The following is a 13,618-nucleotide window of genomic DNA, read 5'->3' as shown; positions in this document are numbered from 1 at the left end:
GTAGACCATCGGCCGACGGACAGGCCCGCCCGCGGCCGACACAGTGGCGGCATGGAGAAGACAACGGGGATCAGCCGGGCACAGTTCCTGACGGGAGCGGCGGCGCTGGGGGCGGCGGCGGTGCTGCCGGCCGGCCGCGCGGAGGCGACCGGGCGCGGACTGAAGCGCCACGGTGTCGTCTACACCGTCGGCGCGGGCGAGACGCCCGGCACCGCCTGGAGCACCGCCCGGATGCGCCGGGACATCCGGGCCATCCGCGAGGACCTGCACGCCGACACCGTCGACGTCACCGGCGACGGTGTCGAACGCCTCACCGCCACCGCCGCCCAGGTGGCCGAACACGGACTGCACGTCTGGCTCCAGCCGACCCTCGGGGACGTCCCGCAGCGGGACATCCTCGACCACCTGGCGGAGTGCGGCCGGTTCGCGGAACGGCTGCGCCGGCAGGGCGCGAGCGTCGAGCTCAGCGTGGGCTGCGAGTTCTGGCTGTTCGTGCCGGGCATCCTGCCGGGGGACACGGCCCTGGAGCGGATCGAGAACCTGAGGAACGGCACCTACGACCCGGTGCGGATGCAGCGCGAACTGGCCCGCTTCACCGCGAGGGCGGCCAAGGTCGGCCGCTCGGTCTTCCAGGGCCGCCTCAGCTACGCCGCCGCCCAGGACGACGAGGTCGACTGGAACCTGTTCGACGTGGTCGGCATCGACTACTACTCGTACTTCCGCCGACCACGGGACTACGTACGCGAGTTGAGGCAGTACCAGCGCTTCGGCAAGCCCGTCGCCATCACCGAGTTCGGCACCTGCACCTTCGTCGGTGCCCCCGAGGCCGGCGGCATGGGCTGGGACATCGTCGACTACGACAAGGACCCGCCGGAGATCAAGGGGCACGTCGTCCGCAGCGAGCACACCCAGGCCGTCTACCTCACCCGACTCCTCGATGTCTTCGAGTCGATGGGCCTCTACGCCGCGATGGCCTTCGAGTTCCTCACCGCCGACGCCCCGCACCGCCCCGACGACCCGCTTCACGATCTCGACATGGCGAGCTACGGCATCGCCAAGGCGATCAAGGACCGCCCCGACGACCCGCGTTCACCCTGGCACTGGGAACCGAAGGAGGCGTTCCACGCGCTGGCCCACCGGTACCGAAGGTGCGGTCAGCGGCAGTAGAGGTCCTTCGCGGGCCGCTTCCCGGTGGCCAGGAAGCGGGACACCGTGGCGTCGCCGCACGCGGTGCCGTTGTCGAGGTAGGCGTCATGGCCGGTGGAGTCGTTGGTGACCATCACGGCACGCCGGCCGAGCGCCTCACGGAGCTTGAGGGCACCGCTGAGCGGGGTGGCCACGTCCCGTTCGTTCTGCACCATCAGGATGTTCGACGGGCCGCGGTCGCCGACGTGCACGGGTGCCTCCCTCGGCTCCCACGGCCAGGCGGTGCACGGCATGGCGTTCCTCGGCATGCCCCCGGTCAGCGGGAATGCGGCCCGGCTCCTGGCCACGCCCTCGCGGTAGAGCGCCGGGTCGCCCGGCCAGTCGACGTCGTTGCAGATGGTGGCGGCGCCGACCGCGGCGACGTTCTGGAGGACGGCCTCGGGCGGGCCCGCCGGCGCGGGCGGCACCGTGCCCTTCCGGGCGGCGAGGATCAGCTTGGCGAGGGCCGGGTAGTCGTCGGGGTCGTAGAAGGAGTCGAGCATCGTCTGGCGCAGGACGTTGCCGTTCAGCTCCTCGGGGTTGGCGCCCGGCCAGGGGATCGGCTCGCGGTCCAGGCGGGCGGCGAGCTCCAGGAACAGGGGGCGGACCTCGGCGGCGGTGTCGGCGAGGCGGTCCGGGTTGCCGGGTGCCGAGGCCCACGCGGCGAACTCGGGGAAGTTGTCCTCGGCACCCCTCTCGAACGCGGCGAGCCAGGCGCGCTCCCCCAGCACCGGGTCCGGGTTGTCGTTGCTGTCCAGGACGACACGGTCGGTGCGCCGCGGGAACAGCTGGAGGTAGGCGTCGGTGACATAGGTGCCGTAGGACACGCCCCATATGGACACCTTGCGCTCGCCGAGCGCGGTGCGGACGCGGTCGAGGTCACGGGCCTCGTTGAGGGTGCTGATGTGCCGGACGAGCTCGCCGCCGTTGCGGGCGCAGGCCTCGGCGACGCGCTTGCCCGCGGCCATGTTCGCGTCGACCGAGCCGTCCGGGGCGGCCCAGGGCAGCAGGGTCGTGCGGGCCAGGTCCCGGTGTTCGAGCCCGCAGTCGACGGCCGTCGAGGGCGCCATCCCGCGCGGCGCGAACCCGATCAGGTCGTAGGCCTCCCGCACCTTCTCCGGCAGCTTCTGCCCCTTCCCGGAGGGGTCGTTCATGCTGTCGCCGCCGGGCCCGCCGGGGACGAGCAGCAGGGCACCGCGCCGGGCCTCCGGGTTCTCGGCGGGAATGCGGGAGACGGCGATCTCGATCTTCGGGCCGTCCGGGTCGGCGTAGTCCATGGGCACGGAGACGGTCGCGCACCGCTGGCGCGGATCGAGGCCGCCGCCCTCGCACTCGGTCCACCGGAGACCCCCGGCGGCGGACGCGCTGAGCGGTGTCAGGACGCCGAGGACGACACCGGAGGCGGCGGCGATCAGGGCGAGGCTCTTCGTCATCTGCTTCATGCCAGGAGCCTCGCGGATCATCCGCCCCGACCCCATCCGGGCAACTGCCGTATTCCCAGGGGGGTTTACCCCAGGGCAGCCATTCGTCGCCGCGGACTCCGCCGACCACGGTTCCCGCGTAGGGGAGAATGGGTCCATGAGTCTGTTCCGCCACGACGGCGTCGCGCCGCGCACCCGGTGCGGAGGCGTGCGATGAGTCTCTTCCGGGACGACGGGGTCGTGCTGCGGACGCAGAAGCTCGGCGAGGCGGACCGGATCATCACGCTGCTCACGCGCGGGCACGGAAGGGTGCGGGCCGTGGCCAGGGGCGTGCGGCGGACCAAGTCGAAATTCGGGGCGCGGCTTGAGCCCTTCTCCCACGTCGACGTGCAGTTCTTCGCGCGGGGCAGCGAGCTGATCGGCCGCGGGCTGCCGCTGTGCACACAGAGCGAGACCATCGCGCCGTACGGTGGCGGCATCGTCTCCGACTACGCCCGGTACACCGCCGGGACGGCCATGCTGGAGACCGCCGAGCGGTTCACCGACCACGAGGGCGAGCCGGCCGTGCAGCAGTACCTGCTGCTCGTCGGCGCCCTGCGCACCCTCGCCCGGGGCGAGCACGCGCCCCACCTCGTCCTCGACGCCTTCCTGCTGCGCTCCCTCGCCGTGAACGGCTACGCGCCCAGCTTCAGCGACTGCGCGCGATGCGGCATGACCGGCCCGAACCGCTTCTTCTCCGTGGCCGCCGGCGGCTCGGTCTGCGTGGACTGCCGGGTGCCCGGCAGCGTCGTACCGTCGCCGCAGACCCTGGAACTGCTCGCCGCGCTGCTTACGGGAGACTGGGAGACCGCGGACGCGAGCGAGCCGCGATACGTCCGGGAGGGCAGCGGGCTGGTGTCCGCCTACCTGCACTGGCACATGGAGCGCGGGCTGCGCTCCCTTCGGTACGTGGAAAAGTCGTAGAGCACCACTGAGGAGACGAGAAGCACCATGGCCGTAAACGGGATCCTGGGGCGCCGGCGGCGCGAGTACCGGGCGCCGGAGCCGCACCCCTCCGGTGCCCGCGCGCCCAAGCTCCCCGGTGAGCTGATCCCCGAGCATGTGGCGATCGTCATGGACGGGAACGGGCGGTGGGCCAAGGAGCGCGGGCTGCCCAGGACGGAAGGGCACAAGGTCGGCGCCGAGCGGGTCCTGGACGTGCTCCAGGGCGCGATCGAGGCCGGCGTGAAGAACATCTCGCTCTACGCCTTCTCCACCGAGAACTGGAAGCGCTCGCCCGACGAGGTCCGCTTCCTCATGAACTTCAACCGCGACTTCATCCGCAAGACGCGTGACCAGCTCGACGAGCTGGGCATCCGCGTCCGCTGGGTGGGGCGGATGCCCAAGCTGTGGAAGTCCGTAGCCAAGGAGCTCCAGGTCGCCCAGGAGCAGACCAAGGGCAACGACAAGCTCACCCTGTACTTCTGCATGAACTACGGCGGCCGGGCCGAGATCGCCGATGCCGCCCAGGCCCTCGCCGAGGACGTGAAGGCGGGCCGCCTCGACCCGTCCAAGGTCAACGAGAAGACCCTCGCGAAGTACCTGTACTACCCGGACATGCCCGACGTGGACCTGTTCCTGCGGCCCAGTGGCGAACAGCGCACCTCCAACTACCTGCTCTGGCAGAGCGCCTACGCCGAGATGGTCTTCCAGGACGTCCTGTGGCCCGACTTCGACCGCCGCGACCTGTGGCGGGCGTGTGTCGAGTTCGCCTCCCGGGACCGCCGCTTCGGCGGGGCCGTCCCGAACGAGGAGCTTCTCAAGATGGAGGAAGCGATGAAGGGCGAGCCGGAGGACTGACCTCCGACCCGCCCCGTCGTCGTCGTTCAGGGGATCAGCTCGTCGTCACCGCCGTGTCGTCGATCACGAAGCTGGTCTGGAGCGAGGAGTCCTCGACGCCCGTGAACTTCAGGGCGACCGTCTGACCGGCGAAGCCCGCCAGGCTGAAGGACTTCTGGACGTACCCGGAGGCCGCGTTCAGGTTGGAGTACGTGGCCAGGGTCGTCGACCCGGCGGTCACCGTCAGCTTGTCGTACTGCGTGCTGGTGCTGGTCTCCGCCGTGTCGACGTGCAGGTAGAAGGTGAACTTCGTCCCCGTGCAGGCGCTCGGGACCGTCACCGACTGGGAGAGCGTGTCGGTGTGGGTGGAGCCGTAGCCGTCCAGCCAGGCCTTGTAGGAGCCGGTGCGGGCGGCCTGGCTGCTGGAGTTGGTGATCACTCCGCTGCTCGTGGTCCAGGTGGTGCTGCCCGACTCGAAGCCCTGGTTGCCGAGGAGCTGGCTCGAGGTGCAGCTGCCGCCGCCCGACGAGTTCACCGTCCAGGTGAAGGACGCGGTCCCGGTGGCTCCGGTGCTGTCGGTCACCGTGACCGTGGTGCTGTAGCTGCCGGCCGTGGTCGGGGTGCCGGAGATCACGCCGGTGGAGCCGCTGATCGACAGACCGGTGGGCAGTCCGGAGGCCGCGTAGGTCAGTGAGCCGCTGTTGGTGCTGCTCGCGCTGACCTGGAGGCTCACGGCCGTCCCGACCGTGGTGGTCTGGCTGCCCGGGTTGGTCACCGTCACGCCGGTCGACGGCACGGTGATGTGGCTGCCGACGTTGATGCCCGCGAAGGCGTTGCCGACGCCGGCGTACTGCGCGGAGCTGGTGCCGTAGAGGGCGGCGGCCGCGTTCAGGGCGGCGGTGCGTGCGCCGGCGTAGTTGGTGCTGGACGTCATGTACGTCGTCAGCGCCTTGTACCAGATCTGCAGGGCGGCGGCCCGGCCGATCCCGGCGACGGCGACCCCGTCCGAGGTCGTGCTGTTGTACGTGACCCCGTTGATGGTCTTGGTGCCGCTACCCTCGGAGAGCAGGTAGAACATGTGGTTCGCGGGACCGGACGAGTAGTGCACGTCGAGGTTGCCGACCCCCGAGTACCAGCTGTCCGCCGAGCCGCCGTCCTTGCTCGGCTTGTCCATGTACCGCAGCGGCGTGCCGTCGCCGTTGATGTCGATCTTCTCGCCGATGAGGTAGTCGCCCACGTCGGAGGAGTTGTTGGCGTAGAACTCCACGCCGGTGCCGAAGATGTCGGAGGTGGCTTCATTGAGGCCCCCCGACTCACCGGTGTAGTTGAGCCCCGCCGTGTTGGAGGTGACACCGTGGCTCATCTCGTGACCGGCCACGTCCAGCGAGGTCAGCGCGTGGGTGCTGCTGGTGCCGTCGCCGTAGGTCATGCAGAAGCAGTCGTCGTCCCAGAAGGCGTTGACGTACGCCGAGCTGTAGTGGACGCGGCTGTAGGCGGCGACCCCGTCGTTCTTGATGCCGCTGCGGCCGAAGGTGTTCTTGTAGAAGTCCCAGGTGGTCTGGGCGCCGTAGTGGGCGTCCACCCCGGCGGTCTGGGTGTTGGAGCCGGAGCCGGTGCCCCAGACGTCGTCGGCGTCGGTCATCAGGGTGCCGGTGCCCGAGGTGCCGTTGTTGAGGCTGTACGTCTTGTGGCCGCCGCGCGAGGTGTCGTACAGCTGGTACGTCGAACCGGAGAGCGTGGTGCCCATGGTGACCGTGCCGCTGTACTGGCTGTTTCCGGTGCCGGTCTCGACGCCCTCGTAGCGGGAGAGCTCGGCGCCGGTGGTGGCGTCGGTGATCACGTGCAGCTTGCTGGGGGTGCCGTCGTCCTGGAAGCCGGAGACCACTGTCTCCCAGGCGAGCTTCGGGGTGCCCGAGCCGGCCCAGATCACCTTGCGGGCGCTCTGTGCGGCGGGCTTGTCGGCGTCGAGCGCCTTGGCCGTCCTGAGGGCCTTCGTCTCGGCGGCCGCCTTGCCGAAGGTGGCGGCGGTGGACTTCACCGAGACGGTACGGCGGTTGTTGTTGAAGGTCGCGCCGAGCGTGCCCGTCGCCTGTGCGGCCGGGGGCGTGTGCACGACCAGGTCGCCGCCGAGGACGGGCAGACCGTCGTAGGTGCGCTCGTAGCGGGTGTGGAGGGTGCCGTCGTTGTCCTTGACGACGTCCTTGACGACCAGTTTCTCCTTGGCGCCGAGGCCGAGGGAGTCGGCGGTCGCCCCGGCCCTGCCGGACGCGCTCTTGATCAGTGCGGTGCGCTGGGCGGGGGAGAGCTTGGCTTCCAGACCTCCGGTGCGTGGCGGACCGAGGTGGGGGGAGGCGGGCCCGGCGGCGGCGGGGACTGTCTGGATGCCTATGGCGAGGAGGGAGGCCGCGGCCACCAGGGACGCGGCGGCGGCTGATCTTCGTGGGGAGGGTCTCACTCGTACTCCTACTGCTACGACGGGGTGGAGGTGCCGTGCGGGAACTGCGTGAGAGCTGGGGGGAGCGTGGCACTGTTGACCCGTCCATGTCATGCAAAGGAGGCCGAGACAAGGGTTAACCCTCGACTCGGCTGTGATTTCCCTGTGGGGTCAGGCCTGGGCGGCCGCGCAGTCCGCGCAGGTGCCGAAGATCTCCACGGTGTGCGCCACGTTGACGTATCCGTGCTCGGCGGCGATGGCGTCGGCCCACTTCTCGACGGCCGGTCCCTCGACCTCCACCGCCTTGCCGCAGACCCGGCAGACCAGGTGGTGATGGTGGTCGCCGCTGGAGCAGCGGCGGTAGACGGACTCGCCGTCGGAGGTACGCAGAACGTCGACCTCGCCCGCGTCGGCGAGGTTCTGGAGGGTGCGGTAGACCGTGGTCAGACCGACGGCGTCGCCCTTGTGCTTGAGCATGTCGTGCAGTTCCTGCGCGCTGCGGAACTCGTCGACCTCGTCGAGGGCCGCCGCCACGGCGGCCCGCTGCCGGGTGGCGCGGCCCTTCACGGGCGGTCCTGCGGTCGTCACGGGTTCCTCCTTCGTTCGGCACCTGCCGGGCCATTGTGCCAGCCCGGCCTGTGCCCGGTCAGACGCCGACCGTACCGTCCGCCTCCCGACTGGCCGGAATCACACACTCCGCGGGGTCCGGGGCGGGCTGCGCGGCGGCGGCCGCCCGGGCCCGTCGCCTGGCCAGCGGCGTCGCGAGACCCGTCAGCACGATGAAGGCTCCGATGGTCAGCAGCACGATCGTCGCGCCGGGCGGGACGTCCTGGTAGTACGAGGTCACGGTGCCGCCGATCGTCACCGTCACGCCGATCGCCACCGCGATCGCGAAGGTGGCCGCGAAGCTCCGGGTGAGTTGCTGCGCCGCCGCCACCGGCACCACCATCAGCGCGCTGACCAGCAGCAGGCCGACCACGCGCATCGCGACGGTCACCGTCACCGCGGCCGTGACCGCCGTCAGCAGGTTGAGTGCCCGCACCGGGAGACCGGTGACCCGTGCGAACTCCTCGTCCTGGCTGACCGCGAAGAGCTGCCGGCGCAGCCCCAGGGTGACGAGCACCACGAACGCGGCCAGCACGCAGATCGCCGTCACGTCCGACTCGGAGACCGTGGACAGCGAACCGAACAGGTACGACGTCAGGTTGGCGTTCGAGCCGCCGGGTGCGAGGTTGATGAACATCACGCCGCCGGCCATACCGCCGTAGAAGAGCATCGCGAGGGCGATGTCGCCCCGGGTCCTGCCGTACCAGCGGATCAGCTCCATGAGGACCGCGCCGAGGACCGAGACCACGGTCGCCATCCACACCGGCGACCAGGAGAGCAGGAAGCCGAGGCCGACGCCGGTCATGGCGACATGGCCGATGCCGTCGCCCATCAGGGCCTGGCGGCGCTGGACGAGGTAGATGCCGACGGCGGGGGCGGTGATGCCGACCAGGACGGCGGCGAGCAGGGCCCGCTGCATGAAGGCGTAGTCGAGGAAGTCCATCAGCTCAGCAGTCCCGTACGGATCGGCTCGTGGTCGTGGGGGTGGACGTGGTCGTGGCCCGGCAGGGCGTGCTGGCCGACCGCGCGCGGGGGCGGGCCGTCGTGCTGGACGCACCCGTCGCGCAGGACGACAGCCCGGTCGATCAGGGGCTCCAGCGGGCCCAGTTCGTGCAGCACGAGCAGGACCGAGGTGCCCTGGGCGACCTGCTCCCCTAGCGTCCGCGCCAGCACCTCCTGGCTGGCCAGGTCCACGCCCGCCATCGGCTCGTCCATGATCAGCAGTTCGGGTTCGGCGGCGAGCGCGCGGGCGATCAGTACGCGCTGGTGCTGGCCCCCGGAGAGGGCGTTGACGGAGTCCTTCGCGCGGTCCGCCATGCCGACCAGCTCCAGGGCCCGGCGCACGGCTTCCTTGTCCGCCTTGCGGAGCACGCCGAAGCGGGCGCGGGACAGGCGCCCGGAGGAGACGATCTCGGTGACGGTCGCGGGGACGCCGCCCGCGGCGGTGGTGCGCTGCGGGACGTACCCGACCCGGGCCCAGTCCCTGAAGCGCCCGCGCGGGGTGCCGAAGAGCTCGATCTCCCCTGCGGACGCGGGCACTTGGCCGATGATCGTGCGGATCGCGGTGGACTTGCCGGAGCCGTTGGCGCCGAGCAGCGCGACTACCTCACCGCGGTGCACGGTGAGGTCGATGCCGCGCAGGACGGGCCGCGAGCCCAGGTCGGCGCGGACTCCGCGCAGCGCGATGACGGGCTCGCTCATGCCGTCCTCCGGTGTCATTTCGCTCCCAGGGCGCTCTGCAGCGCCTTGAGGTTGGCTTCCTGTACCGCGAAGTAGTCCTTGCCGCGGGACTTCTTGGTGATGCCCTCGATCGGGTCGAGGACGTCCGTCTTCAGCCCGGCGTCGGAGGCGATGGTCTTCGCGGTCCTGTCGCTGACGAGCGTCTCGTAGAACACGGTCGTGACGCCGTCGGCCTTCGCCATCTTCTCAAGGTCCCTGACGCGGTTGGCGCTCGGCTCCGACTCCGGGTCGAGGCCGTTGATGGCCTCCTCGGTGAGGCCGTAGCGCTCGGCGAGGTAGCCGAAGGCGGCGTGGGTGGTGATGAAGACCTTGGTGCCGGTGTTCTTCAGCCCGGTCTCGAACTTCGTGTTCAGGGCGTCGAGCTTCTTCACCAGTGCCGCGGTGTTGGCCTTGTAGTCGGCCGCGTGGTCCGGGTCGGCCTTCTCGAAGGCCTTGCCGACGCCCTCGGCGACCTGGGAGTAACGCACCGGGTCGAGCCAGATGTGCGGGTCGAGGCCGCTCAGTTCCTCGTCGGCGTGGTCGTCGTGCTCGGCCGCGTGGCCGCCGACCTCGTTGCCGTGCTTCTCCAGCTCGGTGAGGGAGGAGGCGTCGATCTTGGTGGTGACCCCGGACTGGTCCACCGCCTTGTCGACGGCGGGCTGGAGGTTCTTGAGGTAGAGCACCGCGTCGGACTTCTCCAGCGCCACGGTCTGCTTGGCGCTGATCTCCAGGTCGTGCGGCTCCTGGCCGGGCTGGGTGAGACTGGTGACGCTCACATGGTCCCCGCCGATCTGCTCGGCGAGGAAGGCCATCGGGTAGAAGGACGCGACGACGTCGAACTTGCCGGTGCTGCCGGCGGCGGCGCTGTCGGTGGAGCACGCGGAGAGGGCGGCGAGAGCACCGGCGGCAGCGACCACGGGTATGAGGCGACGTCGTACGTTCATGACAGTCATTTTCATCAAATATGGAAACGGTTGTCAACAAAGCCCGGGCCGTGAACCGATTTGATACGAGGGGTGGCCGCGCCGGTAACCTGAGGCATTCGCTGCCGTCCCGTAATGAAGAGAGCACCGTGGCCGCCGACAAGATCGACACCATCGTCAGCCTGAGCAAGCGCCGTGGCTTCGTATTCCCCTGCAGTGAGATCTACGGCGGTCAGAAGGCCGCCTGGGACTACGGACCGCTGGGTGTCGAGCTCAAGGAGAACCTGAAGCGTCAGTGGTGGCGCTACATGGTGACGTCCCGCGAGGACGTGGTCGGTATCGACTCGTCCGTGATCCTGGCGCCCGAGGTCTGGGTCGCGTCCGGTCACGTGGCCACCTTCTCGGACCCGCTGACCGAGTGCACCTCCTGCCACAAGCGGTTCCGCGCGGACCACCTGGAAGAGGCCTACGAGGCCAAGAAGGGGCACGCCCCGGAGAACGGCCTCGCCGACGTGAACTGCCCCAACTGCGGCAACAAGGGCCAGTTCACCGAGCCCAAGCAGTTCTCGGGTCTGCTCTCCACCCACCTCGGCCCGACCCAGGACACCGGCTCCATCGCCTACCTGCGTCCCGAGACCGCGCAGGGAATCTTCACCAACTTCGCCCAGGTGCAGACCGCTTCGCGCAAGAAGCCGCCGTTCGGCATCGCGCAGATGGGCAAGTCCTTCCGCAACGAGATCACGCCCGGCAACTTCATCTTCCGCACCCGCGAGTTCGAGCAGATGGAGATGGAGTTCTTCGTCAAGCCGGGCGAGGACGAGAAGTGGCAGGAGTACTGGATGGAGCAGCGCTGGAACTGGTACACCGGCCTCGGTCTCCGCGAGGAGAACATGCGCTGGTACGACCACCCGGCGGAGAAGCTCTCCCACTACTCCAAGCGCACCGCCGACATCGAGTACCGCTTCCAGTTCGGCGGCAACGAGTGGGGTGAGCTGGAGGGCGTGGCCAACCGCACCGACTACGACCTCACCGCCCACTCCAAGGCCTCCGGCCAGGACCTCTTCTTCTACGACCAGGAGGCCGGCGAGCGCTGGACGCCGTACGTCATCGAGCCCGCTGCCGGTGTCGGCCGCGCGATGCTGGCGTTCCTGCTCGACGCCTACGTCGAGGACGAGGCGCCCAACGCCAAGGGCAAGCTGGAGAAGCGCACGGTGCTGCGCCTCGACCACCGCCTGGCCCCGGTGAAGGTCGCGGTGCTGCCGCTGTCCCGCAACCCGGAGCTCTCCCCGAAGGCCAAGGGCCTCGCCCAGACGCTGCGCCAGAACTGGAACATCGAGTTCGACGACGCCGGCGCGATCGGCCGCCGCTACCGGCGCCAGGACGAGATCGGTACGCCGTACTGCGTGACGGTCGACTTCGACACCCTCGAGGACAACGCGGTGACGGTCCGCGAGCGGGACTCCATGAAGCAGGAGCGCGTGTCCCTCGACCAGATCGAGGGCTACCTGGCGGGCCGGCTGATCGGAGCCTAGGCAGCGGCCGGTGACATGAGGCTGACGGGAGACGTGGTGTCTCCCGTCAGCTTTTTGCCGTCGGGGCGGTAGACGGTGCACATCACATAGCGGAAGCCGCCCTGCCAGTCACTGTCGTTCGTCCAGCCCTGCAGTTCCGTCCCGGCGGGCTTGCTGATCGACTGGTACTTGTTCGCGCAAAGTTTGTACGCTTCGTCCCGGCCCTCTTTCTGGTCCAGGCCAGCGGGTGCCTTCACGAAGCCGACGACCTGCTCGTCGTGCGGGGTGCCGCAGTCGGCGAGATAAAGCCTGCTGTTGTCTCCCGTCTTCTTCTTGCTGAAGCAGTCCCCGATTCCGCTGTTGGTCAGATAGATCTCCTCGCTCACCCTGCGGAAGTCGCCGACCGGGCCGTACAGCGTGACCGTCTTGTTGAAGACGAGGCACGCCGTCCGGTGCATGCCGGTGTCCCACCCGTCCTTGCTCGGTATGAGTGCGTACGGCTGGACATCGGGCATGGCCTTCACGGTGCCGGCGAGGAGGCTCCGGCACCGCCCGAGGCCGTTCTTCTTCGCGTCGCCCAGGGATGCGGCCGCATCTGTTTTGATCACCTGCCCGTCCACGGAGTCGCGCTCATTGAGACAGTCGACGACTCCGACGGAATTGGGCTCGCCTTTCAGCTTCCCCTGACCCCAGACGGTGGAGACACATTCCCCAGGCTGTAGTTCCCTGGTCAGGTCGACGTTCTGCCCATAGGGCCGTACCGAGGTCGGTCTGGTGGGGATCGTCGTGATCGCCTTCGATACCGGCTTCTCCGAGCCGCCGAGCAGTGCTGAGCCCGCCCACACCCCGCCGCCGACAAGCAGCACCGCTGCGGCGACGAGGATGATTACCGTCTTACGGGTCCTCTTGAAGGGTGAGTCGGGCTCGGGCCCAGGGTCGGGCAGGTGCCCGGGGCCATGCCCGGATGCGTCGCGCTGGATGATCGCTTCTGTTTTCGTCGGTGTCGTAACTGGCGTGGGGACAGGTGTCGTCGGGGGATGCGTCTTCTGGATCCGGTCCGGCCTGTGGGTTGTCGCCGCCACTTCAGCCAGCCTGCGGGCCGCCTCCGGGCCGTCCATTCGTTGTTCCGGCTCCTTGGCCAGCAGGCCGGTCAGGACTGCGGTGAGTTCCCCGGCTCCCTCGGGCGGCGCCGGCTCCTCGAAGAGGAGGGCTGTCAGGGTGGAGGCCTCCGAGTCGCGGTCGAAAGGGCCTTTGCCCGTGACGGCGAAATAGAGCGTGGCACCGAGGGAGAACAGATCCGAGGCCGGGCTCGGCTGCGCGCCGCGCGCCCGTTCCGGAGCCAGGAACCCGCTGGTGCCGACGACCTTGGAGACGGAAGTGAGGCGGGGCTCGCCGGAATCGGCCCTTAGTGCAATGCCGTAGTCAGCGAGCAGGATCTGGCCGGAGCTCTCGTGTGCGGAGGTGTGTTGCCCGGGCCTCGTCAGCAGGATGTTGGCCGGTTTGACGTCGCGGTGGAGTACCCCGAGCCGATGGCCCGCCATGAGCGCGTCTAGAACGGCCAGACCGATCCGGGCCGTCTCCACGGTGTCGTAGGGGCCGTGCTGCCGTACGTGTTCCTGCAAGTCCGTCGCGCCCGGCACGTAAGCCATCACGATCCACGGCAGGCCGTCCTCCTCGACGACGTCGTGCACCGTCGCCACGTGAGGGTGGTCGCGCAGTCGGGCGGCCAGACGGGCCTCCTGCCGGGCCCGGGCCACGCGGGCGGTGAGGTCCGCCTCCGGAAGGTTTTCCGGCAGGGAGATCTCCTTGACAGCGACCTCGCAGGCCAGCCGGAGATCGTAGGCGAGCCAGACTCGGCCCATACCGCCGGTGCCGATCCTGCGCAGCAGCCTGTAGCGCCCCGCGATCACGCGTCCCGCGCCGTCGTTGGAGTTCGTCATGGCACACCTCCGCCAGGACGTTCAAATGTGCACGATCCCCCTGGCGTTGCCGCCGACTATG

11 protein-coding genes are annotated in these 13,618 nt (G+C 69.5%); 4 read left to right on the top strand and 7 right to left on the bottom strand.

Annotated features, from left to right (window positions below; all coding sequences use genetic code 11):
- Window positions 1-51: 51 nt before the first annotated feature.
- Window positions 52-1,167: an abortive phage infection protein gene (locus ACGFWE_RS12520; protein ID WP_393599732.1), complete on the top strand. Its 1,116-nt coding sequence runs from the start codon at window positions 52-54 to the stop codon at window positions 1,165-1,167.
- On the opposite strand, the gene ACGFWE_RS12515 is transcribed toward ACGFWE_RS12520, so the two are convergent.
- The gene (locus tag ACGFWE_RS12515; protein WP_352383753.1) at window positions 1,155-2,627 is read right to left on the bottom strand and encodes an alpha/beta hydrolase; all 1,473 of its coding nucleotides are present in this window, start codon (window positions 2,625-2,627) and stop codon (window positions 1,155-1,157) included. The two genes, ACGFWE_RS12520 and ACGFWE_RS12515, sit on opposite strands and share 13 nt — an antisense overlap.
- A 192-nt stretch (window positions 2,628-2,819) precedes the next feature.
- On the opposite strand from ACGFWE_RS12515, the gene recO reads away from it, so the two are divergent.
- The gene (recO, locus tag ACGFWE_RS12510; protein ID WP_020116258.1) at window positions 2,820-3,569 is read left to right on the top strand and encodes a DNA repair protein RecO; all 750 of its coding nucleotides are present in this window, start codon (window positions 2,820-2,822) and stop codon (window positions 3,567-3,569) included.
- Between the two features lie 27 nt (window positions 3,570-3,596).
- A complete protein-coding gene (locus ACGFWE_RS12505; RefSeq protein WP_352383751.1) occupies window positions 3,597-4,445 on the top strand; it encodes an isoprenyl transferase in 849 nt (282 codons plus the stop codon).
- Window positions 4,446-4,479: 34 nt separating this feature from the next.
- Here ACGFWE_RS12505 and ACGFWE_RS12500 read toward each other — a convergent pair whose 3' ends face one another.
- The 5 genes from ACGFWE_RS12500 to ACGFWE_RS12480 all read right to left on the bottom strand — a co-directional run bounded on the left by ACGFWE_RS12500 (window position 4,480) and on the right by ACGFWE_RS12480 (window position 10,127).
- Window positions 4,480-6,879 (bottom strand): M4 family metallopeptidase, encoded by a 2,400-nt coding sequence (locus ACGFWE_RS12500; RefSeq protein WP_393599729.1) that lies wholly within the window; start codon window positions 6,877-6,879, stop codon window positions 4,480-4,482.
- Between the two features lie 150 nt (window positions 6,880-7,029).
- Entirely contained in the window at window positions 7,030-7,446 is a 417-nt protein-coding gene (locus ACGFWE_RS12495; RefSeq protein ID WP_123989037.1) for a Fur family transcriptional regulator, read from the bottom strand.
- Window positions 7,447-7,504: 58 nt separating this feature from the next.
- A complete protein-coding gene (locus ACGFWE_RS12490; protein WP_393599727.1) occupies window positions 7,505-8,407 on the bottom strand; it encodes a metal ABC transporter permease in 903 nt (300 codons plus the stop codon).
- On the bottom strand, window positions 8,407-9,183 hold the full coding sequence (locus ACGFWE_RS12485; RefSeq protein ID WP_352383744.1) for a metal ABC transporter ATP-binding protein: 777 nt from the start codon (window positions 9,181-9,183) through the stop codon (window positions 8,407-8,409). The genes ACGFWE_RS12490 and ACGFWE_RS12485 overlap by 1 nt, the downstream gene beginning before the upstream one ends.
- Complete coding sequence (locus ACGFWE_RS12480; RefSeq protein WP_352383742.1) at window positions 9,180-10,127, bottom strand: metal ABC transporter substrate-binding protein; 948 nt, start codon at window positions 10,125-10,127, stop codon at window positions 9,180-9,182. Before ACGFWE_RS12480 ends, ACGFWE_RS12485 begins: the two co-directional genes overlap by 4 nt.
- A gap of 128 nt (window positions 10,128-10,255) precedes the next feature.
- On the opposite strand from ACGFWE_RS12480, the gene ACGFWE_RS12475 reads away from it, so the two are divergent.
- Window positions 10,256-11,638: a glycine--tRNA ligase gene (locus ACGFWE_RS12475; RefSeq protein ID WP_352383740.1), complete on the top strand. Its 1,383-nt coding sequence runs from the start codon at window positions 10,256-10,258 to the stop codon at window positions 11,636-11,638.
- On the opposite strand, the gene ACGFWE_RS12470 is transcribed toward ACGFWE_RS12475, so the two are convergent.
- Window positions 11,635-13,557, bottom strand: coding sequence for a protein kinase (locus ACGFWE_RS12470; RefSeq protein ID WP_393599724.1), 1,923 nt, complete (start codon window positions 13,555-13,557; stop codon window positions 11,635-11,637). The genes ACGFWE_RS12475 and ACGFWE_RS12470 overlap by 4 nt on opposite strands.
- Window positions 13,558-13,618 lie beyond the last annotated feature (61 nt).

Origin of the sequence: Streptomyces sp. NPDC048523 (assembly GCF_043199815.1) — a bacterium.
In the GTDB taxonomy this organism is placed as follows: domain Bacteria; phylum Actinomycetota; class Actinomycetes; order Streptomycetales; family Streptomycetaceae; genus Streptomyces.
This window is presented reverse-complemented; position numbering and strand designations above follow the sequence as displayed.

Excerpts from the sequence above, each read along its gene's own strand:
- ACGFWE_RS12520 (WP_393599732.1), top strand. The coding sequence starts at position 52 with ATGGAGAAGACAACGGGGATCAGCCGGGCACAGTTCCTGACGGGAGCG.
- ACGFWE_RS12515 (WP_352383753.1), bottom strand. The coding sequence starts at position 2,627 with ATGAAGCAGATGACGAAGAGCCTCGCCCTGATCGCCGCCGCCTCCGGT.
- recO (WP_020116258.1), top strand. The coding sequence starts at position 2,820 with ATGAGTCTCTTCCGGGACGACGGGGTCGTGCTGCGGACGCAGAAGCTC.
- ACGFWE_RS12505 (WP_352383751.1), top strand. The coding sequence starts at position 3,597 with ATGGCCGTAAACGGGATCCTGGGGCGCCGGCGGCGCGAGTACCGGGCG.
- ACGFWE_RS12490 (WP_393599727.1), bottom strand. The coding sequence starts at position 8,407 with ATGGACTTCCTCGACTACGCCTTCATGCAGCGGGCCCTGCTCGCCGCC.
- ACGFWE_RS12485 (WP_352383744.1), bottom strand. The coding sequence starts at position 9,183 with ATGACACCGGAGGACGGCATGAGCGAGCCCGTCATCGCGCTGCGCGGA.
- ACGFWE_RS12480 (WP_352383742.1), bottom strand. The coding sequence starts at position 10,127 with ATGAACGTACGACGTCGCCTCATACCCGTGGTCGCTGCCGCCGGTGCT.
- ACGFWE_RS12470 (WP_393599724.1), bottom strand. The coding sequence starts at position 13,557 with ATGACGAACTCCAACGACGGCGCGGGACGCGTGATCGCGGGGCGCTAC.